The sequence below is a fragment of the Streptomyces sp. CRN 30 genome, from assembly GCF_034105845.1.
Genome location: NZ_JAVRHI010000122.1, coordinates 1 through 23795 on the forward strand (window position 1 = coordinate 1; position 23795 = coordinate 23795).

The 23795-nt window shown below is 72.2% G+C and carries 20 protein-coding genes and 2 tRNA genes; 17 read left to right on the top strand and 5 right to left on the bottom strand.

Annotated features, from left to right (window positions below; genetic code table 11):
• Together UW392_RS11620 and UW392_RS11625 are read right to left on the bottom strand one after the other, a co-directional pair.
• Positions 1 to 1994 (bottom strand): hypothetical protein (locus UW392_RS11620; RefSeq protein ID WP_414495959.1); only part of this gene is annotated, 1994 nt, incomplete at its 3' end.
• Between the two features lie 146 nt (positions 1995 to 2140).
• The gene (locus tag UW392_RS11625; protein WP_320774850.1) at positions 2141 to 3577 is read right to left on the bottom strand and encodes a polysaccharide pyruvyl transferase family protein; all 1437 of its coding nucleotides are present in this window, start codon (positions 3575 to 3577) and stop codon (positions 2141 to 2143) included.
• A 183-nt stretch (positions 3578 to 3760) separates the two neighbouring features.
• On the opposite strand from UW392_RS11625, the gene proB reads away from it, so the two are divergent.
• The 5 genes from proB to UW392_RS11650 all read left to right on the top strand — a co-directional run bounded on the left by proB (position 3761) and on the right by UW392_RS11650 (position 8829).
• On the top strand, positions 3761 to 4891 hold the full coding sequence (proB, locus tag UW392_RS11630) for a glutamate 5-kinase (RefSeq protein ID WP_320774851.1): 1131 nt from the start codon (positions 3761 to 3763) through the stop codon (positions 4889 to 4891).
• 167 nt (positions 4892 to 5058) lie between these two features.
• Entirely contained in the window at positions 5059 to 5562 is a 504-nt protein-coding gene (locus UW392_RS11635) for a hypothetical protein (protein WP_320774852.1), read from the top strand.
• Between the two features lie 90 nt (positions 5563 to 5652).
• Positions 5653 to 6939: a glutamate-5-semialdehyde dehydrogenase gene (locus tag UW392_RS11640; protein ID WP_320774853.1), complete on the top strand. Its 1287-nt coding sequence runs from the start codon at positions 5653 to 5655 to the stop codon at positions 6937 to 6939.
• A gap of 104 nt (positions 6940 to 7043) precedes the next feature.
• On the top strand, positions 7044 to 7649 hold the full coding sequence (locus tag UW392_RS11645) for a hypothetical protein (protein ID WP_320774854.1): 606 nt from the start codon (positions 7044 to 7046) through the stop codon (positions 7647 to 7649).
• 100 nt (positions 7650 to 7749) lie between these two features.
• On the top strand, positions 7750 to 8829 hold the full coding sequence (locus tag UW392_RS11650) for a hypothetical protein (RefSeq protein WP_320774855.1): 1080 nt from the start codon (positions 7750 to 7752) through the stop codon (positions 8827 to 8829).
• A 140-nt stretch (positions 8830 to 8969) separates the two neighbouring features.
• On the opposite strand, the gene UW392_RS11655 is transcribed toward UW392_RS11650, so the two are convergent.
• On the bottom strand, positions 8970 to 10142 hold the full coding sequence (locus UW392_RS11655) for a M48 family metallopeptidase (protein ID WP_320774856.1): 1173 nt from the start codon (positions 10140 to 10142) through the stop codon (positions 8970 to 8972).
• Positions 10143 to 10279: 137 nt separating this feature from the next.
• Between UW392_RS11655 and UW392_RS11660 the strand changes: the two genes are divergently transcribed.
• The 9 genes from UW392_RS11660 (at position 10280) to UW392_RS11700 (ending at position 15512) form a co-directional block, all read left to right on the top strand.
• Positions 10280 to 10441 (top strand): hypothetical protein, encoded by a 162-nt coding sequence (locus UW392_RS11660; protein ID WP_320774857.1) that lies wholly within the window; start codon positions 10280 to 10282, stop codon positions 10439 to 10441.
• Between the two features lie 176 nt (positions 10442 to 10617).
• Positions 10618 to 10782, top strand: a complete 165-nt coding sequence (locus UW392_RS11665; RefSeq protein WP_320774858.1) for a hypothetical protein — start codon at positions 10618 to 10620, stop codon at positions 10780 to 10782.
• A gap of 71 nt (positions 10783 to 10853) precedes the next feature.
• A complete protein-coding gene (nadD, locus tag UW392_RS11670; protein WP_320774859.1) occupies positions 10854 to 11546 on the top strand; it encodes a nicotinate-nucleotide adenylyltransferase in 693 nt (230 codons plus the stop codon).
• A 16-nt stretch (positions 11547 to 11562) separates the two neighbouring features.
• Positions 11563 to 13425: a LytR C-terminal domain-containing protein gene (locus UW392_RS11675; protein ID WP_320774860.1), complete on the top strand. Its 1863-nt coding sequence runs from the start codon at positions 11563 to 11565 to the stop codon at positions 13423 to 13425.
• Between the two features lie 78 nt (positions 13426 to 13503).
• Complete coding sequence (gene rsfS / locus UW392_RS11680; RefSeq protein ID WP_320774861.1) at positions 13504 to 13950, top strand: ribosome silencing factor; 447 nt, start codon at positions 13504 to 13506, stop codon at positions 13948 to 13950.
• The gene (locus UW392_RS11685) at positions 13947 to 14615 is read left to right on the top strand and encodes a histidine phosphatase family protein (RefSeq protein ID WP_320774862.1); all 669 of its coding nucleotides are present in this window, start codon (positions 13947 to 13949) and stop codon (positions 14613 to 14615) included. Before rsfS ends, UW392_RS11685 begins: the two co-directional genes overlap by 4 nt.
• A gap of 108 nt (positions 14616 to 14723) precedes the next feature.
• A tRNA-Ala gene (locus UW392_RS11690) sits at positions 14724 to 14796 on the top strand.
• A gap of 299 nt (positions 14797 to 15095) precedes the next feature.
• A complete protein-coding gene (locus UW392_RS11695; RefSeq protein WP_053750770.1) occupies positions 15096 to 15329 on the top strand; it encodes a hypothetical protein in 234 nt (77 codons plus the stop codon).
• Positions 15330 to 15439: 110 nt separating this feature from the next.
• Positions 15440 to 15512: transfer RNA gene (locus UW392_RS11700), tRNA-Ala, on the top strand.
• A 60-nt stretch (positions 15513 to 15572) separates the two neighbouring features.
• Here the strand turns inward: UW392_RS11700 and UW392_RS11705 are convergent.
• Entirely contained in the window at positions 15573 to 17183 is a 1611-nt protein-coding gene (locus tag UW392_RS11705; protein WP_320774863.1) for an NADH-ubiquinone oxidoreductase-F iron-sulfur binding region domain-containing protein, read from the bottom strand.
• Positions 17184 to 17197: 14 nt separating this feature from the next.
• On the bottom strand, positions 17198 to 18574 hold the full coding sequence (locus tag UW392_RS11710; protein WP_320774864.1) for a ferric reductase-like transmembrane domain-containing protein: 1377 nt from the start codon (positions 18572 to 18574) through the stop codon (positions 17198 to 17200).
• Between the two features lie 405 nt (positions 18575 to 18979).
• Between UW392_RS11710 and leuS the strand changes: the two genes are divergently transcribed.
• The 3 genes from leuS to UW392_RS11725 all read left to right on the top strand — a co-directional run bounded on the left by leuS (position 18980) and on the right by UW392_RS11725 (position 23723).
• The gene (leuS, locus tag UW392_RS11715) at positions 18980 to 21856 is read left to right on the top strand and encodes a leucine--tRNA ligase (RefSeq protein WP_320774865.1); all 2877 of its coding nucleotides are present in this window, start codon (positions 18980 to 18982) and stop codon (positions 21854 to 21856) included.
• Between the two features lie 183 nt (positions 21857 to 22039).
• Positions 22040 to 22807, top strand: coding sequence for a hypothetical protein (locus tag UW392_RS11720; RefSeq protein ID WP_320774866.1), 768 nt, complete (start codon positions 22040 to 22042; stop codon positions 22805 to 22807).
• 70 nt (positions 22808 to 22877) lie between these two features.
• Positions 22878 to 23723, top strand: coding sequence for a DegV family protein (locus UW392_RS11725; RefSeq protein ID WP_320774867.1), 846 nt, complete (start codon positions 22878 to 22880; stop codon positions 23721 to 23723).
• Positions 23724 to 23795: the final 72 nt, after the last annotated feature.

Genomic DNA, 23795 nt, shown 5'->3' on the forward strand with positions numbered 1-23795 from the left:
GCCCGCGCCCGGTGGTCCCGGGCCTTCGCCCCGAGCGCCCGTACGGCCGCCGCGAACCGCTCCTGCGCGGGCGGCTCGGCCGGCCCGAGCAGCCGCAGCGCCAGCGCGGCCCGCGCCTCGGCGAACGTGTCCTTCTCCGGGTGCCGGACCGCGTCGAGCAGGGCCGGGACCCCCGAGGCGTCAGGCGTCAGCACGGTCGCCGCCGCCACGGTCGGGTACGCCACCCGGAACGCCTCCTCGGCCAGCGGGCCGGTGTTGGCGACCGCGTAGGGCTTGCCGCTCGCCAGGAAGTCGCTGATCACGCTCGACACGTCGCTGATCAGCAGGTCGGCCCGGTCGAAGCAGGCGTACAGCGCGGGCCGGGCGTCGGTGACGATCCGGTGCTCGCTCTCGGGCAGTGCCGCCCAGTACGCCTCGTCCCAGCCGACGGCGGCCCGTGCCACCGCCGCGGCCCGCCCCGGCTCCGGGACGGACTGCGTCATCATCCGCTCCGTCTGGTCCGCGCCGGCCCGCGGCGCGGACGTCGTCAGCCGGTCCAGCTCCTTGCCGTACCGGGCGAGTCCGTCCGTACGGGCGGTGCGGGACGCCGACCGGGCCCGGTTCGCGGCGCGGATCATGTCCCGGACGCGCAGGTCGGCGGCGCCGGCCCGCGGATCCACCGAACCGGTCAGCGGATGCGGCTTGTACAGCAGCCGCACCCCCGGGTCGGCGAGCAGCGCCCGCACCAGGTTCTCCCCGGCGGCGATCACCGAGGTGTTGCCGGGGTTGCCGTCCCAGCCCTCCCAGGTCGGCGCGTACAGCACGGTGGTGTACGGACCCGCCGGCGGGCCCTCGTACGGCCGGACCGCGTCGAGCTGCGGCCGGCCGATCTCCACGACGTCCTTGTCCTCGACGCCGACCTCGGCCAGCGCGTACCGCTCGCGCGCCGCCGGACCGGCCACCCACACTTCGTCGTAGGCCTTCGCGTACGGGTTGCACGAGGAGAGCTTGTCGCTCTCGCCGTGGTTGACGAAGGCGTGCTTGACGGTGGGGATGCGCAGCACCTGGGAGGTCTTGCCGGAGTTCGAGGGGTGGATGAGCACCTGTAGGGAGGAGCGCTCCAGACGCATCAGGGTGGAGACCTTCGGCAGGCACACCACCGGCAGGTCGGTCGCCGCGAGTTTCTGCACCATGAACCGCTCCCGCAGCACGACCACCGGCCGCCCGCCGAGCCGGGCCATCGGCTCCAGCCACATGTTGGCCTGGTACGCGGAGGAGGCACCGCCGGAGAAGTACAGCCCCACCGTCGGCCTGTACTCGGCCAGCCAGGCGTCGAACCAGTCGAGCACCTCCTGCTCACCGGCGGGCCGGCGGCCGGGCAGGAGACGCAGCAGCAGGGCGCCGAGCCCGGTCACCGAGCACAGCAGCGACACGGCCAGGCCCGCCGCCCCGCACAGCGGCGCGTCGGTGGCCACGGTGGCCAGCAGCCCGCCGGTGGCCGGCAGCCCGAACACCAGCAGCCGGTGCCCGGGGCGGCGCAGCAGTACAGGCGGCGCCGGGGAGAGCCGCAGTGCCGAGGTGTCGATGTTCCGGGTCACCACCGGCAGCGTGCGGGTGCGCCGGACCAGTACGGAGACCGCCTGGATCGCGCAGTGCAGGACGTAACAGGCCAGCAGGCCGGCCACCAGCGCTGCGTAGATCGTCTCGCGGGGCTGCTCGCCGAGCCGCAGCAGGCCCACCACGAGCAGCAGGTCGCGGAGCACGTGCCGGACGGTGACGTCCGCGTGCGACTTGGTCAGCAGCGACAGCATGCCGCGCTGCCAGCGGTACACCGCGCCCTCGGTGGCCAGCGAGGCGGCGGTGGCGAGGAGCAGCAGCGGCACGTTCGGCAGCAGGGCGCCGAGCGCCTGTGCGCCGAAGGCCGCCGCCAGTGCGGCCAGGACGAGCAGTTTGGCGGTGATCGGGCGGCGGCGGGGCCGCGCCACGAGCCACCGGCGGGACGAGGGTTCGGGCACTGCGGTCACTCCAGGGTCGTCGCGAAGCGGGCTCCCCGGTTAACGGGCGCCCACCTTCCGACGACACGCGCGTGACGTCGGAACCCTGGGGTGACGGCCGTGCTATGCACCCCGCCGACGGTCCGGCGGGGTGCGTCGCACGAGGACTAACGGCCTGACTGGAAGGCGCGGCCCACCACGCGGCGGGCCCTGCGGATCACCGAGCTGTCGGTCGGTGCGGGCTTCCTCGACGCGGCTGCCGTCGCGGCCTTCGCCTGGGCCTTGGCCTTGCTCTTGGCCTGGCTCAGCTCCCGCTTCAGCTTGTTGTTCTCGGTGGTGAGCGAGGCGACCCGGCCGTACAGGAAGCCGATCCGCTCGGTGACGGAGGCGGGGTCGTCGAGCCACGGCCGGACGCCGGGCGGGAAGGACAGCGAGCGCAGCTTCTTCTCGAAGGCCGCGCCGCCGTCGCCGTGCGTGAAGGTGTTCTCCAGGCCGTTCTTGTCGAGGAACCCGGTGAACCGGTCGAAGCGCTCGGCGTGGTTGCCGACCAGGCCGCTGAAGTCGGCCTCCTCGTACAGACGGGCGGGGTCGAGGTCGTCGGGCAGCTTGTCTATTCGCTGGTGCGGTATCTCGAAGTACCGGCACAGCTCCAGCGTCCGCGAGTCGGCGGTCAGCACGGTCGCGGGCGTCCCGGCGAGCAGGGCGGCGATGTTGCCGTGGATGCGGGAGCCGAAGGAGAAGTCGTAGCCGCGCAGGTCGTCGATCCAGGTGACCGGGTCGACGTAGACCCGGACCTTGTCCTCGGCGTACATCGGGTGGTCCGGGTGCGACGGCATCCCGGTGACCTTGGCGTTCGAGTGGGACATGTCCCGCCAGTGCAGCTGCCGCGCGTCGCTGAGGTTCTGGCAGATGAACGTCAGGTTCGGGTAGCGCTCGTGGGTGCGCCGGATGATCTGGTCCAGGCCCTGGCCCTTGACCGCTGAGTGCGAGCCGTTGATGGCGATGCGGGAGGCGGTGGTCACCTCGGACACCCGCTTCTCCACGCGCAGCTCCCGGCCGTGCATGAACAGCGAGGGACAGCCGATCACCTCGACGTCGCGGAAGCCCATGTTCCGCAGGTACTGCTCGGTGAACTCGCCCCGCACGCCGATCGACGCGCTCCGGTCGAGCACCGCCGAGACGAACGAGCGGACGCTGTCCTCCAGGGGCTTCAGCCGGCCCGGGTCGTTGTCGAGGCCGGCCTGGGCGCCGACGCCCAGCACCACAACGGGAATCCGCAGCTTGCGGATGAACTGGGTCATCCGCTGGAGCACGGGCTCGAACGACGGTCGGAAGGCGTTGGCGAGGGGCACCACGAAGGCGTCGTACTCCTCGTTGATCCGGGCCGCGGCGTTCACGTCGATCTTGTTCGAGTTGGAGACCACCTCGACGCCGGGCGTCTGGAGGATCTTGTGCGAGGCGTCGCTGAAGATCAGGTTGCCTGCGTTGGTGAGGATGACGTCCCGGTGGAGGGCTTGCTCGACGGGGACGACGTCGAAGGGGCTCTTGCCGGAACGAAGCAGGATGCGTTTCGTGCGGGGCGCCGCGGAGTCTGATGGTGACACAGTGTTCACAGTATGTTTGTCAGCCTTTTGATTTCTACTGGCACTAAGCACAACTTTCTGGCCAAGTGCGTTGTGTGAGCGAACGGTCACGGGATGTCTGTCCGCAGCGTGGACCGCCGCACGGCGCCGGACCGGGTTCGCGTAGATTGCTGGAAAGGTCGGACGCGAGGGGAAAGAGTACAGGTGGCAGGGGCAAGGCAGGCCGTGGGTGCGGCCCGCAGGATCGTGGTCAAGGTCGGCTCCTCGTCGCTGACCACGGCGTCCGGCGGTCTGGACGCCGACCGGGTCGACGCGCTCGTCGACGCACTCGCCAAGGTGCGCGGCACGGCGGGACAGCGGGAGATCGTCCTCGTCTCCTCCGGCGCCATCGCCGCCGGACTCGCCCCGCTGGGGCTGAGCAAGCGCCCCCGGGACCTCGCCCGTCAGCAGGCCGCCGCCAGCGTCGGCCAGGGTCTCCTCGTCGCCCGCTACACCGCCTCCTTCGCCCGCTACGGCGTCCGCGTCGGCCAGGTCCTGCTCACCTCCTACGACATGAGCCGCCGCTCCCACCACCGCAACGCCTCGCGCACCCTGGACCAGCTCCTCGCGATGGGCGCCTTCCCGGTCGTCAACGAGAACGACACCGTCGCCACCGACGAGATCCGCTTCGGCGACAACGACCGCCTCGCCGCCCTCGTCGCCCACCTCGTCCGCGCCGACCTGCTCGTCCTCCTCTCCGACGTCGACGGCGTCTACGACGGCGACCCCAGCCGCCCCGGCACCTCCCGCATCGCCGAGGTGCGCGGCGAGGCCGACCTCGCGCACGTCGAGATCGGCAGCGCGGGCAAGGCGGGCGTCGGCACCGGCGGCATGGTCACCAAGGTCGAGGCGGCCCGCATCGCCGCCGCCGCGGGCATCCCGGTCGTCCTCACCAGCACCGTCCACGCGGCCGACGCCCTCACCGGCCAGGACACCGGCACCTGGTTCCACCCCACCGGCAAGCGCTCCACCAACCGCCTGCTCTGGCTCCAGCACGCCTCCGCCCCGCAGGGCGCGCTCACCCTCGACGACGGGGCCGTGCGCGCCGTCGTCGAGAACCGCAAGTCGCTGCTGCCCGCCGGCATCGCCGCCGTGGAGGGCGAGTTCGGCGCCGGCGACCCCGTCGAACTGCGGGACTCCGCGGGCCGCGCGGTCGCCCGCGGACTGGTCACCTTCGACGCCAAGGAGATCCCCCGGCTGATCGGCCGCTCCACCCGGGAACTGGCCCGCGAACTCGGACCCGCGTACGAACGCGAGGTCGTACACAGGGACGATCTGGTGATCCTGCACCCGTAATGGGTCGAAACATCCCCGCACCGGTGGTGGACGTTCCGCAAAAGCGCCACGCGAACCCCTGAGTCCTGCTCAACTTTGTCCCAGGGACAAGCGCTCTACTTCGTCCCGGGGACACGCGTCCGGGCCGAGGCGCCGGGGCGCGACGCGCGAGCGAGAAGGAGGCCGTCGTGAGACGAGTGCGCCCGGAGCCGGCGGCGTCCCGTGGCGGCACCGCTCCCCGTACCGGTACGGCGTCCCGCCCCGCCACGGCCTCCCGCGCGGCCGGTGAGGAACGCGCCCTGACCAGCGTCGCGGCCGGCGACACCTTCACCGAGGGCAGGCCCGAGGAGATCCCGCGCCTGTGGCACGTCACCCTCAGCGTCTCCGGCGAACCCACCCCGCTCCCCGAGGTGCGCCGCGCCCTTGAGCAGCTCGCCCACGACCACCCCTTCCTGCTGACCAGCCGGTACGCCGACGACCACGCCGAGATCCGGTACTGGGAGGAGGCCCGCGACCTGCACGACGCCGCCGCCGTCGCCCTGCGCCTGTGGGGCGAGCACCGGCAGACCGCGGGACTCCCGCCCTGGGAGATCGTCGGCCTGGAGGTCATCGACCGCGTCACCTACCACCAGCGCATCGCCGCCGGGTACGGCCCCGCCCCGGCGACACCGGTCGGCGTCCACCCCTTCTGACACCGACCCTTCTGACCGCTTTTCGGACGCATGTCTCGGGGTGTGGAACGCCGGGCCGACACCACCCGGCCGCGCACTACCCTTCCCCCCATGACCACGCTCTCGCCGTACGACTCGATGTCACCGGTCACCCGGGCCGCCTACCGGGCCAAGGCCGCCGCCGCCGACCTCGCGCCGCTGCCGCGGGCCGTGAAGGACGACGCGCTGCTCGCCGTGGCGGACGCGCTGGAGGTCCGCACCAGCGAGATCGTCGAGGCCAACGCGCAGGACGTGGCCAAGGCGCGCGCGGCCGGCACCTCCGAGGCGATCATCGACCGGCTGACCCTCACCCCGGAGCGGGTACGGGCCATCGCCTCCGACGTACGGGACGTCGTCGCCCTGCCCGACCCGGTCGGCGAGGTGGTCCGCGGCAACACCCTCCCCAACGGCATCGACCTTCGCCAGGTCCGCGTCCCGCTCGGCGTCGTCGGCATCATCTACGAGGGCCGCCCCAACGTCACCGTGGACGCCGCCGCCCTCTGCCTGAAGTCCGGCAACGCCGTCCTGCTGCGCGGCTCCTCCTCGGCGTACACCTCCAACACCGCCCTCGTCCGGGTGATCCGGGACGCCGTCGGCGGCGCCGGGCTGCCCGCCGACGCCGTCCAGCTCGTCCCCGGCGAGAGCCGCGACAGCGTCCGCGAGCTGATGCGCGCCCGCGGCCTGGTCGACGTACTGATCCCGCGCGGCGGCGCCTCCCTGATCAACACGGTCGTCACCGAGTCCACCGTCCCCGTCATCGAGACCGGCACCGGCAACTGCCACGTCTACGTCGACGCGGCGGCCGACATCGACACGGCCGTGGACATCCTCATCAACTCCAAGGCCCAGCGGGTCGGCGTCTGCAACGCCGCCGAGACCCTCCTGGTCCACCAGGACATCGCCGCCGCGTTCCTGCCCCGCGCCCTGGACGCCCTCGCCGACGCCGGAGTCACCGTCCACGCCGACGAGCGGGTCAGGGCGTACGCCGAGAAGTCCCGCGCCACCGTCGTCGAGGCCATCCCCGAGGACTGGGAGACCGAGTACCTCTCCCTCGACATCGCCGCCGCCGTCGTCGACTCCCTGGACCGGGCCGTCGAGCACATCCGGCTGTGGACCTCCGGGCACACCGAGGCGATCGTGACGACCTCGCAGCAGGCCGCCCGCCGCTTCACCCAACTGGTCGACTCCACCACGGTCGCCGTGAACGCCTCCACCCGCTTCACCGACGGCGGCCAGTTCGGCTTCGGCGCCGAGATCGGCATCTCCACCCAGAAGCTGCACGCCCGCGGCCCGATGGGCCTGCCGGAACTGACCAGCACCAAGTACATCGTCACCGGCGACGGACACGTACGTCGCTGACGGGCGCACCCCGGCGCGGGCGGCCCGGCGGGTTCCGCGCGCCCCCGCCGGGCGCCTCGCGCCCGTCTCATCCACCGGATGGTTTTCCACACCGTCTGCCCAAATTGACCCCCCCGGTCTACTCTGGATCCGTGCCGGAGGACGTGGGGGGCACGCCGTTCCCTGACGGCTGGGAGCCCGACGACGACCACGACCGCGGGGTGTCGGACGAAGAGTTCGCCTCCGTGGTCTTCGACGAGGAGTTCGTCCAGGCGGCCCCGGTCCACGAGCCGACCGCTGTCGAACGCCTGCTCGCCGCGGCACAGGCCAGAGCGGAGGCCTCCGAGGCGGAGGCGGCCCGCCGGGCCCGCGCCGGCGGCGAGCGCTACGACGACGGGTACGGCGGTCCCGGTCATGATCCGTCCGACGCCGGACACGGCGGCCCCGACGACGACACCGACCCCCTGGACCGGCCCTACGGCGCCCCCGGCGGCTACGGCAAGCAGGTCCGCTGGCACCGCCCCGTCGCCTGGGTGCTCGCCCTCGTGATGGGCATCGGCATGGTCGCGCTGGCCTTCAGCGCGGTCTACCGCGGCGCCTCCTCCGACTCCGACCGGGAGCAGGGCCCGCCGCCCGCCTCGACCGGACCCGAGCAGGGCGGCGCCGTCACCCCTTCGGCCTCCGCCGACTACTCCCAGCCCGCCGTCTCGGTCATCCCGCCCGGCCCCTGACAGGCGCCCGCGCGGGCGCGTACGCCCCCGGTGGGAAGCTGTCAGAAGTTGTCGCGTACCAGGGCGTTTACCTGGGCCCCCGGAGACCTACCCTGAAGACATGGGAGGGCCTTCGGACCCGCCTGAGGGGACACCCGAGGGACCACCCGAGGGCTCCCCCCAGGGCGGGGAGGACGAGTACCGGTCCGTCGTCTTCGACGAATCGTTCGTCCGCGCTGCCCCGCTCCAGGAGTACTCCGCACAGGAACGCGTCACCGACCACGCGCCGCCGGTGCGCCGCAGGCCGCCGGTGCGCCGCGGCCTCTCCCGGCAGGCCCTGATCCTCGTCGTCCTGATCGCCGTGGCCTTCGGCACCGCCGTCTACATGGGCGTACGCCACCCCTACCAGAGCCCCGCCGCGCGGCAGCCCGCCGAGCCGCTGCGGATGACTGTCGTCCCGCTCGCCCCGCGCGGGAAGGTCCCCGGCGCCGCCGACGCCGCCCGGCTCTACGCGGACAGCCCCGCCGCGCGGTTCCGCGCCGGGGCCGCGGGCATCCCGCTGCCGCCCGCGGGCAGCACCGCGCACTTCGCGGACGAGCAGGTCATGGACGCCCTCACCACCGCACGGAACTACATCGTCCGCTCGGCCCTCGACCCCGAGGTGCTGACCGGCGGGGAGACCCGCGCGGTGCGGGTGCTGCTCGACGCCGACCAGCTCGGCCAGTTCGACGAGTCCATCGACCGGCCCACCGCCGACGGGCAGCACGCGGCCACCGGCTGGCTGGTGCGCTTCGACCCGGCCCAGGTGGAGCTGGCGGCCCCCGAGATCCGCGTCCGCGGCTCCCTGCGGGCCCTGGAGAGCGACTCCTCCACGCTGGAGGTCGTCACCGACCACACCGTGGTCTATCCGCTGCGGCCCACCGGCGACGCCGACGCCCCGGTGTCGCTCTTCGTCGTCCGGCGCGAGCTGCACTTTCTCTTCGACCGGGACGACCTGCGGCTGAACCAGGCGCGGCTCAGCCTCTCCACCCTGGAGGCGGGCCCGCTCTCCTGCGCCGAGGACTCCGCCGCCCACCTGCACCCGCTGCTGGCCGGCCAGAGCGCGAAGAAGGGCGGCCCGGCCGGCACCGACCCCTACGCGACGGGCGGGGCCACGGCCCTGTGCGGGACGCTGGCGGAGGGCGCGCGGCCGAAGGCGTGAGCCCATCGGGGCTTACCCCGGCCCATCGCGGCCCGCCGGAGCCCACCGGGGGTGCGTAGGCCACCGGGGGTCGCCGGGGGCCGCCGGAGGCCGCTGGGGGTAGCCGGGGGCCGACGGGGGCTGACGGGGCGCCTTCCCGCTCAGGCCCCGTCGCGCGGCGGGCGGTCGTCCGGCGTCCCGGGACCGTCGCCCCGGTCCGGACCGCCCGAGGAACCGTCGCCGGAGCCGCCGCCGGAGCCGTCCGCGTCCCGCGTCCCCTCCGGTCGCGGCTGCGAGGCCGTGAACCCGCCGAAGCCGCGCCGCACCCGCCCGCCGAGGTCCCCGGCACCGCCCGCGATGTCGTTGACCAGCTTCATCAGCGGGTCCTTGGACGTGCGTACGTTCGAGGCGTAGCTGGACGCCGACTCCCGCCAGGAGTCCCGCACCGAGGCGTCCTTGTCCTCGTCGCGCCGCGGGTAGTGGCCGTCCATGATCCGCTGGTAGTCGCGGGACGCCGCCCACTTCTTCAGCTCCGCCGCCCGCACGGTGGTGAACGGGTGGGAGCGCGGCAGCACGTTCAGGATCTTCAGCACGGAGTCGCGCAGGTCGCCCCCGGCCTCGTACTCGTCGGCCTGCTCCAGGAAGGCGTCCACGTTCATCTCGTGCAGGTGGTTGCCGCCCGCGATCTTCATCAGGCCGCGCATCGACGCCTGGAGGTCCTGGCCGACCAGCAGCCCCGCGCGGTCGGCGGACAGCTCCGACTTGCGGAACCACTCGCGCAGCGCGGTCACGATCGCCATGATCGCCAGGTTGCCCAGCGGAATCCAGGCGACCCGGACGGCGAGGGAGGTCAGGAAGAGCAGGATGGTCCGGTACACCGAGTGGCCGGAGAGCGCGTGCCCGACCTCGTGCCCGACGACCGCCCGCATCTCCTCCTCGTCGAGCAGCTCGACGAGCCCGGTGGTGACGACGATGATCGGCTCGTCCAGGCCGATGCACATCGCGTTCGGGTTCGGGTCCTGGTTGACGTACATCGGCGGGACCTTCTCCAGGTCCAGGATGTAGCAGGCGTCGCGCAGCATGACGTTCAGATGGGCGAACTGCCGGTCCGAGACGCGCACCGAGTCGGACAGGAACAGCAGCCTGAGGCTCCGCTCGGGCAGCAGACCGCTGAGCGCCTTGAACACCGTGTCGAAACCGCTCAGCTTGCGCAGCGCCACCAGGGCGCTGCGGTCCGCGGGATGCTCGTACGCACGCGAGGAGATTCCCGGGAAGCGCCTGCGTGACCTGCTCGGCACGTGCTCGTGTCCGTTGCTCTCGTGGCCGTCGGCCATGTCTTCCCCCAGGTGCGTGTGGGTGTCCCTTTGCGAACCCTTGTGCGGGCCTTTGTGCGGTCCTGTCTGCCCCCGAAGCAGAGCCCAGCCTAGGCGGAGATACCGTGGACGGGCAGTACGTCTAAGGAGTCCGCGCCATGGAGCACTTTCCCCACGCCGTCCGCCTCGCCGAGGCCGCGAGCGCAGCCGAGCAGCAGGGGACGGGCAACCTGCTGCGGATCATCCTGGTCGTGATGGTGCTGGGTGGTGTGCTGACCGCGTGGTTCCTGCTGCGGGGCTACAAGCGGGAGGACGACTGAGGCGCCGGGAAGGTTCCCCGGACCGTCCCCAGGCCTTCCCCCGGACCGTCCCCAGGCCTTCCCCGGACCTTCCTCGGCCGTCCCGGACGGCGGAGTCGGCGTGATCGCGCGAGGGTGCCCCGCATACGATGAAGCGACGTCTTTATCCCGCCCACACGCGATAGGTCCTGCCGAAGATGAGCATTCACAGCACCGCCGCCCAGTTGGTCACCCTCGCCGCCGAGGGCGAGGAGCACGGTGGCAACCACCAGAGCCTCAGCCCCTACCTGACCGGCGGCGCCGCCTTCGTCATCCTGCTGCTCCTGCTGTGGATCACCACCCGCTTCAACCGGGACCGCTGAACCGGCCCACCACCCGCGAAGGGACCGGGGGAGGCCGGAGCCCCCAGGCCGGGCCGGTAGGGTCTGCACGCATGGGAGAGCAGGACATGCCTACCGGTCCGGTGAACGGGCCGGTGAGCGGCACGCCAAGCGGCACCGGGCAGCGACCGGACCCCGGTGACGACCCGTCACGCCCCGGCAGGCGCCGCCTCGGTGTCATGGGCGGCACCTTCGACCCGATCCACCACGGGCACCTCGTCGCGGCCAGTGAGGTCGCCTCGCGGTTCCACCTCGACGAGGTGGTCTTCGTCCCCACCGGCCAGCCCTGGCAGAAGAGCCACCGGGTGGTCTCCGCGGCCGAGGACCGGTACCTGATGACGGTCATCTCCACCGTCGAGAACCCGCAGTTCTCCGTGAGCCGCATCGACATCGACCGGGGCGGTCCGACGTACACCGTCGACACCCTGCGCGATCTGGCCGCGCTCAATCCGGACACGGACCTGTTCTTCATCACCGGCGCCGACGCCCTCGCCCAGATCCTCACCTGGCGGGACAGCGAGGAACTCTTCTCCCTGGCACACTTCATCGGCGTCACGCGTCCCGGGCACCACCTCACGGACGCGGGACTCCCCAAGGGCGGCGTCTCACTGATCGAGGTCCCCGCCCTCGCCATCTCCTCCACGGACTGCCGTGCGAGGGTCGCCAAGGGGGACCCCGTCTGGTACCTGGTGCCGGACGGTGTCGTGCGCTACATCGACAAGCGTCAGCTGTACCGCGGCGAGTGAGCCGAGAGGGGCACCGGTGAACGACCGATACGACGCGGGAGCGGGGTACGGCGGCGGCCAGGACGACCGGTACGAGCTCGTCGGCTACGACGAGTACGGCCGGCCCGTCTACCGCCCGGCCCCGGCACAGCCCGGCGCGCAGCAGACGTACGACCCGTACGCGCAGCAGACACAGCAGGGGCAGCAGCAGGGGCAGCCGGCGCAGCAGCAGTACCCCTACGACCCGTACGCCACCGGGGGACAGCAGCCCGCCCAGCCGTACGACCCCTACGGGGCGTACGGCACGGGCACGCAGCAGCAGGGCGGCTACGACACCGGGCAGCAGCCGCCGGTCCCGGCACAGGGCGGCTCGTACGACACCGGACAGCAGCCCCCGGTCCCCGCGCAGGGCGGCTACGACCCGTACGGGACCGGTGGCGGGGGCGTCGCCGGGAGCGGGCAGGTCCAGCAGGACCCCTACGGGCAGCCCGCGGCGCGCGGCGGGCAGCAGCGGGTCGCCGAGCAGAGCCCCCGCATCCCGCAGCAGTCCGGCCCCCGCGAGGAACCCGACGGCTCCGGACGGAGGGAGCCGGAGCAGCCGGAGGTACCGGAGGGGCCGGACTACCACACCGAGCAGTTCGCCTTCGTCGAGGAGCCGGACGGCGACTCCGAGGACGTCATCGACTGGATGGCGTTCACGGAGAACCGCACCGAGCGCCGCGAGGAGGCCCGGCGCCGCGCACGCGCGCGTGTCGTCGCGCTGGTCGTGGTGGTCGCCCTGGTCGCCGTCGGCGGCGTCGGCTACCTCTGGTACGCCGGGAAGCTGCCGGGACTGTCCTCCTCGGACTCCGGGACCGGGGAGACCACGGCGGCGGGCGCCCAGAAGCGCGACGTGATCGTCCTCCACCTGCACGACACCGACGGCGGCGGCACCTCCACGGCGCTGCTCGTGAACAACACCACCACCAAGCGGGCCACCACCGTGCTGGTCCCCAACTCCCTCTCGCTCTCCGGCGACGACGGCAGCGTCACCACGCTGGCCAAGTCCGTCGACGACGACGGGCCCGACGCGACCCGCGAGGCCATCGACTCGGCGCTCGGCACGGACATCGAGGGCAGCTGGCGGCTGGACACCCCCTACCTGCAGAACCTCGTCGACCTGGTCGGCAACGTCGAGGTCGACACCGACACCGACGTCCCCGACCCGGACGCGAAGTCCGGCGACAAGGACGGCACCGTCCTCGTCCACCAGGGCGAGAAGCAGACCCTCAGCGGCAAGATGGCCGTCGCCTACGCCACCTACCGGGCCTCCGGGGAGGCGCAGGACGCGCAGCTGGAGCGGTTCGGGCAGGTCGTGCAGGGCGTGCTGCGCAAGCTGTCCTCCGACGAGCAGGCGGCCACCACCACGATCCAGACCCTCGGCATGATCCTCGACCCGCCGCTCACCGACGCCGACCTCGGCTCCTTCCTGGCCGGCCTCGCCGACCTCGCCAAGAGCGGCGAGGCCGAGACGGCCCTGCTGCCGGTCCAGGACGACGGCACGCTCAGCGCCGAGGACAGCGCAGGCGTCGTCAAGGACGTCCTCGGCGGCACCGCGAAGAGCCCCGACAAGGACGCGGCGGTCAGCGTCTCCGTACAGAACGCCACCGGCGACAAGGACAACACCGCGAAGGTCCGCGTGACCCTGGTCAACGGCGGCTTCACCTTCCTGGAGGGCGGCACGGCCTCCTCCGCCGCCGCCACGTCGAAGGTGCTCTACGCGGACGCCGCCGACAAGGAGAACGCCACCGAGGTCGCCAAGACCCTCGGCCTGCCGACCGGCGCGGTCGCCGAGGGCGAGGTCTCCGCCAACGCGCGCGTGTCGGTCGTCCTCGGCCAGGACTACGAGCCGTCGTCCTGAGCGGACGACATCACATGGGGCGAGGTCGGCGGTCATGAGACCCTTGGGGTCAAGTGACCGTCGACCGAAAGCCTGGTAGTGACCGCGACCGACCGCTCCCTGGAGCTCATCAACACCGCCGCCCAGGCGGCCGCCGACAAGCTCGCGCACGACGTCATCGCCTATGACGTCAGTGACGTGCTGTCGATCACGGACGCCTTCCTGCTGGCCTCCGCACCCAACGACCGTCAGGTCAAGTCCATCGTCGACGAGATCGAGGAACGCCTCAGCAAGGAACTCGGCGCCAAGCCGGTCCGCCGCGAGGGCGACCGCGAGGCCCGCTGGGTCCTGCTCGACTACGTCGACATCGTCGTCCACGTCCAGCACAGCGAGGAGCGCGTCTTCTACGCCCTGGAGCGGCTCTGGAAGGACTGCCCCGAGCTGGAGCTGCCCGCCGACGCCAAGGCGACCCGCGGCAAGGCCGAGGAGCACGCCGCCAGCCAGGCCGCCGACGACACCCCGCAGCCGGGCGGGGAGTGGCGATGAGCAGTACCGACGAGGTGCCGGCCCCGTCCGGGCGGGGCCGCCGCGTCATCCTGTGGCGGCACGGCCAGACCTCGTGGAACGTGGAGCGCCGCTTCCAGGGCACCACCGACGTCGAGCTGACCGAGACCGGTGTCGCCCAGGCCCGCCGGGCGGCCCGGCTGCTGGCCGGCCTCAGGCCCGACGCGATCGTCGCCTCGGACCTCAAGCGCGCCACGCACACGGCGGCCGAGCTGGCCGCCCTCACCGGCCTCCAGGTCTCCTACGACGGGGGTCTCAGGGAGACGTACGCGGGCGCCTGGCAGGGCCTGACGCACGAGGAGATCATCGCCCGGTACGGCGACGAGTACGCGGCGTGGAAGCGCGGCGAACCGGTCCGCCGCGGCGGCGGTGAACTGGAGACCGAGGTCGCCGACCGCGCCGCCCCCGTGGTGCTGCGGTACCTGGAGAAGCTGCCGCAGGACGGCACCCTCGTCGTCGTCAGCCACGGCGGCACCATCCGCACCACCATCGGCCGCCTCATCGGCCTGGACGCGGGCAACTGGGAGGCCCTGGGCGGGCTGACCAACTGCTGCTGGTCCGTCCTCGGCGAGGGCGCCCGCGGCTGGCGGCTGCTGGAGCACAACGCCGGCACCCTGCCGGAGCAGGTGCTCGGCGACGACGACTGAGCGGCCGGGCGGCGCCCAGGGGCGCCGGGAGGCCGGATTTCACTTTCCGGCAGGTCGCAGGCTAAAGTTCTTCTTGTTCGCCCCGCCGAGCGGGAAGAACACCGGCCAGGGGCTATAGCTCAGTTGGTAGAGCGCCTGCATGGCATGCAGGAGGTCAGGAGTTCAATTCTCCTTAGCTCCACAGTAGGAACACGAGGAATCCCGTCCCCCACAGGGGACGGGATTTTTCGTTGCCTCCTTGAGCAACAGAAGTCCGCCGGGCGTATAGCTCTGTGTGGCTCTGTGGAGATCACCGCGGCCGCCGTGTCCGGACTGGTACTGAGGCGTCGCTGACCGTGTCGGTCCGGCCGTGGCAGAATCAAACGGCCGGAAGGGGGCGCGGCCCGACGGGAGGGAGTACCGATGCCTGCGAGCATCCTCGGGGACAGCGGTGGCAACTCCTGCGTGTGCATGGCCAGTGGCCACAGCTGGAGCTGATCGATGGGTGCACACAGGCGGAAGTGCGACTGGTGCGGCAGCGGCACCCCGATCGTGCGCGACATGGAGCCGGTCAACCCCGAGTACCAGTACTGGTGCGAGGAGTGCGCGCGGGCGCTGATCATAAAAGGCGACCCCATCGAGACGTACCGCGAACTGGAGGGCGAGCCGATCTACGGCCGCCTCCTGGAGGAGCACTGCACGCTCAAGCGGTTCTACTCCTTCGTGACCGCCTGAGGAGCCGGGCGAACCGGGCAGATCGGAAACGATTTGGTGTTGGACCCGGGGGACCGTGTAATGTTGGCGTCGCCGCCGGGGAAACCGGGCGGAGCGAAGCGGTAAAGCGCGGGGCTATAGCTCAGTTGGTAGAGCGCCTGCATGGCATGCAGGAGGTCAGGAGTTCAATTCTCCTTAGCTCCACAAGTACAGAAAAGATCCCCCGGGTCCTCGGACCCGGGGGATCTTCGTTGTGCGCTCGGCTCAGCGGCCGAGGGCGCGGCGTCCGCGCCCCTGGGAGAGCACCGGAAGGTTGCGGGACGGGGCCTGCGCGCGCGTGTCCTCCTCGATGCGCAGGGCCAGCGCGGGGCAGCGGCGCACCGCGCGGAGCGCCTTGGCCTCCGCGTAGCGTGGCACCTCCGCCTGCGCCACCGTCGGGAAGCCGTCGGCGCCGAGCTGGAAGACCTCCGGGAGGATGTCCGCGCACAGCCCGTGGCCGCGGCACAGCGTCCAGTCGACGAAGATCTTCTGGCGGCTGGGGCCGTTCTCCTCGGACGCGCCGCCGCCCGGGATGCCCGTCGGGGCCCTGCCCCCCTCGAAGAGCGGCAGCACGCCCTCCACGGGCCGTCCGCAGCCGTTGCCGAGGACGTGCGCGGCGAGGTCGTCAGTGAACGCCTTGACGGTCGACTCCAGGAACATCGCCGAGCCGTCCGGGTGCGAGCACGCGCCGCGCCGCTTCACGTTCCTGGCGACCTGCTTGACCGCCTCCAGGGCGGCCGGGCCACCGCCGTTCAGGATGTCCTCCAGGCCCCGCGCGGCGGCCGGCAGACCGAGGTAGCAGGGGCCGCACTGCCCGGCGCTCTCCTCGGCCAGCCACTGCGCCACCCGCAGTGACTCGCCCAGCGGACAGGTGTCGTGGCTGATCGGCAGGATCGCGCCGGCGCCCAGCGAACCGCCCACCGCGTCCAGCGAGTTGCGGGAGACGATCGCCTCGTCGACGGTCGCGGCGTCGATCCACTTGCCGTGGTAGCCGCCGGTCAGCACCCCTTGCGGGACCGGCGGGGCGCCGGCGAGCTGCAGGACGTAGCGGAGCGGTACGCCCGTGGGGACCTCGATCACCATGGGCCGGGCGACGGCGCCCGAGACGGTCAGCATGACGGTGCCCGGCTCGTCGTAGAGGCCGGTGTTGCCGTAGCGCTCCGGGCCGATGCGGGCGGCGATCGCCAGCTGGGCGAAGGTCTCGGCGTTGGAGAGCAGGGTCGGCAGGCCGCCGACGCCGCTCTTGGAGGCGCTGACCTTGCGGCCCGGCGGGATCGCCGGGCCGCCGTCGGCGGAGCGGATCAGCGAGGCCGCCGCGCCGGTCACCATCCGTACGGGATTGCGCTGCACGCGCGCGCGGAGCGCGGAACGGCGGCCGTTGCTGAGGCCGCGTTCGGCGAGCGCGGCCTCCATGGAGCGCTGCGTGGACTCACGGGTGACCCCGATGACGAGCGTGCGCGCGCCCATGGCCTCGGCACACAGCAGCGCGCCGTCCAGGATGAGGTGCGGGGCACGGTTGATCAGCACCGTGTCCTTGCGGCAGGCCGGTTCGTCCTCGCTGCCGTTGACGACGACTACCGGCCGTACGCCGCGCTTGATGGCCGCCTCGGCGACCGAGCGCAGCTTCTTGTGGAACGGGAAGCCCGCGCCGCCGCGGCCCCTGAGATTGATCGCTTCGGCGAGCTTCGCGAGCTGCTCGCCGCCCAGTGGTTCGAGCGGCCCGTGCACCTTCAGGTGCATGGGCAGATCCAGTCGTTCGACAAGGTCGAAGCCCGACGTCAGCTGAGGGAGACCGACGACGCGGACCTCGGGGACGTCGGGCAGGGCCTCGTTCACTTAAAGCCTCTCGTTCACTTGAAGCCTCCGGAAGGCGTGTTCCATGGTTCGCCCGCACCCGGGGCGTCGAAGTCGTACGACGCCGCGGGTGTCGGACCGGTGGCGGGACCGCTGTTGTACGTGTCGTCCGGGTAGTACGGGCCGGCGGCCGTGTTCGTCTCACCGGTGTCGTACACGTCACTCGGCTGCCGCCCGTAGGCGTCCGGACCGCCATAGGCGGGGATGTTGTATCCCGTGTCCGTGAGGGGGTCGTACGCCGACGGCGGGGCCTCGCCGACCGGCGGCGGGGACGGGACCGGCCAGCCGCCCGCGGGGCTGTTGCCGGGGTCCGCCACGGGCATCGCCGCGGTGGTGCCGAAGTCCTGCGGCATCGGTGTAGGTGTCGGCATGGGCGCGGTCGCGTCGGGCGCGGGGGGTGCCGGCGTCCGCGGCGGGGTGGAGACGGCGCGGTAGGCCGCCGCGAAACCGTTCACCGGCTCGCGGACCGTCTGCGTCGCCCCGGTGTCGTACGACGGCGGAGCGGCCGCGCGCTGCCGGGGCACCTGGACGTTCTCGTAGCCCGGCAGGTAAGGGCCGGAGTTCCGGACGTTCTCGTAGCCCGGCAGCGGGGAGCCGGCCGGCGGGACGTTCTCGTAGCCCGGCAGGGCGGAACCGGTCCCCGCGCGGGAGCCCTTTTCCTGCCGCGGCTCCGCGCGCTCCTGTCGCTCCGCGCGGTCCTGCCGCTCCGCGCGGTCCTGCCGGTCCGCGGTGCCGAGGAGCGTGGTCACGCGGTCGGCGATCCGGCGCTTGACGGGAGTCGGCGCGGCGCGCAGGGCGAGGGCCGCCATGACGCCGATCACGGACAGCCCGTAGAGGACCGTGAAGAGGGGTTTGGCCGCGCGGCCCGCGTAGAGGCCGTGCAGCAGCGCCGCGCACCACGCCGGGTAGGCCAGCATGTGCATGGCCCGCCAGCGCGCGGCGACGGGAGCGGGGGAGGCGAACCGGTTGCGCAGGGCGCCGGTCACGCCCACGAAGATCATGAGGAGTCCGGCGAGGGTGCCGAGGCCGATGAGGAAGCCCCGGCCGCCGAACTGCTCGTCCTCGGTGAGCAGCAGGCCGAAGGGGATCACCGCGGCGACCCAGGTGGTGTGCGCCAGCGCCAGCTTGACGGCGACGTGCACCAGCAGGAAGACGATCGAGGCGACGGCGGTGGTGCGGTGCACCGCCTGCGCGAGGATGCGCTGGCGTGCGACGAGCAGGATCCGGTCCTGGGCGACCAGACCCCAGATCACCGAACAGCTGAGGCAGACCAGGGCCAGGACGCCGGCGCCGAAGTCGAGGAACGACGCGACGGACTCGCCCGCCGGGGCGGCGACCGTGGCGCCGGCGGTACTGAGGGGAGGAGGGTTCATGGGGGCACTCCGAGCGGTTCGGGGAAGCGGTCCCGGTGCCGCACTCTAAGTGGCGCCATACCCGTGGGTACGAGGTTTTGGTTATTGCGTCGTTACCAAATGACTATGCGCTCGTTGTGATGTCCCTTAGCGGCCGTTACGCGAAGTAAACCTTGACTGACGTTCAGTCGATACGGGTAAGAGTGACGGCTCGATCGGTGACTGCTGTACCCTGACGCCATGCGTGCCGTACGCCTTCTGCTTAGCGAGCCGCGCTGATCAGTACCGACCTCCGGCGCTCCGGACGGTCGGCATCGGCGCGGCGTCCCCTCCTGTGCGAGGGGATTTTTCATTTCTGTCCCGTGTCAGAGCGGCAGATGAAAGTCGCGGCCGCAGGCGAAGACGATCGATGGAGCTTTGAGAATCATGAGCGAGACGAACCCCGCCGCCCCCGCCGAGGCGGCGGCACCGCACCGCTACACGGCCGCCCTGGCGGCCGAGATCGAGGCACGCTGGCAGGACTTCTGGGACGCCGAGGGCACCTACGCCGCCCCCAACCCCACCGGTGACCTGGCGGGCGACCCGGCCGTGGTCGCCCGGCCCGAGAAGTTCATCATGGACATGTTCCCCTACCCGTCGGGTTCGGGCCTGCACGTCGGCCACCCCCTGGGCTACATCGCCACCGACGTCTTCGCCCGCTTCCAGCGGATGACCGGCCACAACGTCCTGCACACCCTGGGCTTCGACGCCTTCGGCCTGCCCGCCGAGCAGTACGCGGTGCAGACCGGCACGCACCCGCGCGTGTCGACCGAGGCCAACATGGAGAACATGAAGGCCCAGCTGCGCCGGCTGGGCCTGGGCCACGACAAGCGCCGGTCGTTCGCCACGATCGACCCGGAGTACTACAAGTGGACCCAGTGGATCTTCCTGCAGATCTTCAACTCCTGGTACGACGCCGACGCGCAGCGGGCCCGGCCGATCGCCGAGCTGGTCGCCGCCTTCGAGTCCGGTGAGCGCGCCGTCCCCGGCGGCCGTACCTGGGCCGCGCTGAGCGAGACCGAGCGCGCCGACGTCCTGGGCGAGTACCGCCTGGCCTACGCCTCCGACGCGCCCGTCAACTGGTGCCCCGGCCTGGGCACCGTGCTGGCCAACGAGGAGGTCACCGCCGACGGCCGCTCCGAGCGCGGCAACTTCCCCGTCTTCAAGTCCAAGCTGCGCCAGTGGAACATGCGGATCACCGCTTACGCCGACCGGCTGCTGGACGACCTGGAGGAGCTGGACTGGCCCGAGGCCATCAAGCTGCAGCAGCGCAACTGGATCGGCCGCTCCGAGGGCGCCCGCGTCGACTTCCCCGTCGACGGCGAGCACATCACCGTCTTCACCACCCGGCAGGACACCCTGTTCGGCGCGACGTACATGGTGCTGGCGCCCGAGCACCCGCTGGTCGAGAAGTTCACCCCGGACGCCTGGCCCGAGGGCACGCACGAGGTGTGGACCGGCGGCCACGCCACCCCCGCCGAGGCCGTCGCCGCCTACCGCGCGCAGGCCGCGTCCAAGTCCGACGTCGAGCGCCAGGCCGAGGCCAAGGACAAGACGGGCGTCTTCACCGGCGTGTTCGCCGTGAACCCCGTCAACGGCGAGAAGATCCCCGTCTTCATCGCCGACTACGTCCTGATGGGCTACGGCACCGGCGCGATCATGGCCGTCCCCGCGCACGACACGCGTGACTTCGCCTTCGCCCGCGCCTTCGAGCTGCCGATGCGCTGCGTCGTCGAGCCGTCCGACGACCGCGGCACCGACCCGTCCACCTGGGACGACGCCTTCGCCTCGTACGACGCGAAGATCGTCAACTCCTCGGGTGCGGACATCTCCCTGGACGGGCTGGGCGTGGTGGACGCCAAGGCGCGCATCACCGAGTGGCTGACCGGCCGCGGCATCGGCGAGGGCACCGTCAACTTCCGTCTGCGCGACTGGCTGTTCAGCCGCCAGCGCTACTGGGGCGAGCCCTTCCCCATCGTCTACGACGAGGACGGCATCGCCCACGCCCTGCCCGAGTCGATGCTGCCGCTGGAGCTGCCCGAGGTCGAGGACTACTCCCCGCGCACCTTCGACCCGGACGACGCCGACACCCGGCCCGAGACGCCGCTGTCCCGGAACGAGGACTGGGTTCACGTCACCCTGGACCTGGGCGACGGCCGCGGACCGCGCAGGTACCGCCGCGAGACCAACACCATGCCCAACTGGGCCGGTTCCTGCTGGTACGAGCTGCGCTACCTGGACCCGCACAACAGCGAGAAGCTGGTCGACCCGGAGATCGAGCGCTACTGGATGGGCCCGCGCGAGGGCCGGCCGCACGGCGGCGTCGACCTGTACGTCGGCGGCGCCGAGCACGCCGTGCTGCACCTGCTGTACGCGCGCTTCTGGTCCAAGGTTCTGTTCGACCTGGGGCACATCTCCTCGGCCGAGCCGTTCCACAAGCTGTTCAACCAGGGCATGATCCAGGCCTACGTCTACCGCGACGCGCGCCGTATCGCCGTCCCCGCGACCGAGGTCGAGGAGCGCGACGGCGCCTACTTCTACCAGGGCGAGGAGGTCTCCCGGCTGCTGGGCAAGATGGGCAAGTCCCTGAAGAACGCCGTCACCCCCGACGAGATCTGCGCCGAGTACGGCGCCGACACCCTGCGCCTGTACGAGATGGCGATGGGCCCGCTGGACGTCTCCCGGCCGTGGGACACGCGCGCGGTGGTGGGCCAGTTCCGGCTGCTGCAGCGGCTGTGGCGCAACGTCGTCGACGAGGCCACCGGCGAGGTGACGGTCACCGACGACCAGCCGGACGAGGCGACGCTGCGAGCGCTGCACAAGGCGATCGACGGGGTCCGCGGCGACCTGGAGGGCATGCGCTTCAACACCGCCATCGCCAAGGTCACCGAGCTGAACAACCACCTGACCAAGGCCGGCGGTCCCGTCGCCCGCCCGGTCGCCGAGGCCCTGGTGCTGATGGCCGCGCCGCTGGCCCCGCACGTCGCCGAGGAACTGTGGCGCAAGCTGGGCCACACCGACTCCGTCGTCCACCGGAACTTCCCGGTCGCCGACCCGGCCTACGTCGTCGACGAGACCGTCACCTGCGTCGTCCAGATCAAGGGCAAGGTCAAGGCGCGGCTGGAGGTCGCCCCGTCCATCTCCGACGCGGAGCTGGAGAAGGTGGCGCTGGCCGACGAGAAGGTCGTCGCGGCTCTGGGCGGCGCCGGGGTGCGCAAGGTGATCGTGCGGGCGCCGAAGCTGGTGAACATCGTGCCGGCGTGACCCTCTCTGCCCGGTGGGTGAGCGGTGGGCGAGCGGTAGGCACGCGGTAGGTATGCGGTAGGGGTGATCCCCTACGGGCAGGTTCGGGGTTCCAGCTGGAACCCCGAACCTGCCCGCTGCGTTTACGGTGGAAGAGTGGCGCGGCGCGCGCTGCCAGGCGCCCCAGGGCACAGGAGGAGCACCGTGGAAGCAGTGATCACCGTAATCGCCCTGCTCTTCGTGCTCATGGTGGTCCTCGGCGCCTACGCCACGGTGAAGGCCGTCGGTGCGGCCCGGCGCGGCGTGGACCGCACCCTCACCCAGGCCCGCCGCACGGTCGAGGACCACACCCTGCGCGCCAGGTCCCTCGCCCAGCCCGGCACGGCCGGTGAGGTCGCGCGGCTGCGGCTGGCGCTGCGCACGTCCATGCGGGCCACGCAGGACGCGCTGCACGCGGGCGTGGCCGACGACGAGTCCCTCAAGGAGTCCCTGGCCCTCTTCGAGCGGCTCAGCGCCCACGGCCACGAACTCGACGGCGAGCTGCGGCGCCTGGAGTCCGAGCCCGACCGCGCCGCCCTCACCGGGAGCCTGCCCGCCCTGCGGGAGCGCACCGAGCGCGTCGTCCAGGCCGCCGACTCCCTGCGCTGGGCCGCCCGTGACCGGGCCCGCCGCTTCGCCGACGAGGACCTGGACACGCTGAGCGCGCAGATCGACGTCGAGGCGGGCGCCCTGCGGCACTGGACGCGAGTCGACCAGCCCGAGCGGTCCGACCGACCCGACCGACCCGACCGGCCTGAGCGGTCGGAGCGGCCTGAGTGGTCGGAACGGACCGAAAAGGCTGCGGGCGGCGACGGGGAGCGCGCGGAGACGGGGAAGGGGTGGTCCGGAGTGCCGAGGCCGGCCATCAACCCGACCGCGCCGCGCCCGGTCTACCCGTGGCAGAAGAAGGCCCGTCCGGAGAGCACGACCTGATCCGGCCCCCTTCGGGCAGGTGACAGGGCCGGGCTGCCGTCCGCGCGCTACGCCAGGTAACCTCCAGCTCATGTCCCGCCATGTCGCGATCGTCACCGATTCAACGGCCTACCTGCCGCCCCGGACGATGGAGCGCCACGGCATCACCGCGGTGCCCCTGACCGTGGTCCTCGGAGACCGGGCGCTGGAAGAGGGCACCGAGATCTCCACCCGCTCGCTCGCCCAGGCACTGCAGAAACGCCGCCCGGTGACGACGTCCCGCCCCGCCCCGGAGCTGTTCGCCGAGACCTACCGCAAGGCCGCCGAGAACGGCGCCACGGGCGTGGTCTCCCTCCACCTCTCCGCCGAACTGTCGGGCACCTACGACGCGGCGGTCCTCGCCGCGCGCGAGGCACCCGTCCCGGTACGGGTCGTGGACACCGGCATGATCGCCATGGCCCTGGGCTTCTGCGCGGTCTCCGCGGCCGAGGCGGCGGAGCACGGCGGAACGGCCGACGAGGCCGTCACGGCGGCGGAGAAACGAGCCGCGGGCACGTCCGCCTACTTCTACGTCGACACCCTCGACTACCTGCGCCGGGGCGGCCGGATCGGTGCCGCCCAGGCCCTGTTCGGCTCGGCGCTGGCGGTGAAGCCGCTGCTGCGGCTGGACGGTGGCCGGATCGAGCCGCTGGAGAAGGTCCGCACCGCCTCCCGGGCCATCGCCCGCCTTGAGGAGATCGCCGCCGACCGGGCGGGCGGTGCGGAGGTCGACATCGCCGTCCACCACCTCGCCGCACACGACCGCGCCGGCGCCTTGGCCGACCGGCTCCGGACTCGGGTACCGGGCCTGGCGGACCTGCACGTGAGCGAGGTGGGGGCGGTGATCGGGGCGCACACCGGGCCTGGATTGCTGGGGGTTGTGGTGTCGCCGAGGTGAGGGTCGAAACGCCGTAGGGCGGCACGTCGAGGCCCGTGGCGTGGGCACTCGTGTGAGTGACGGAGTTATCCA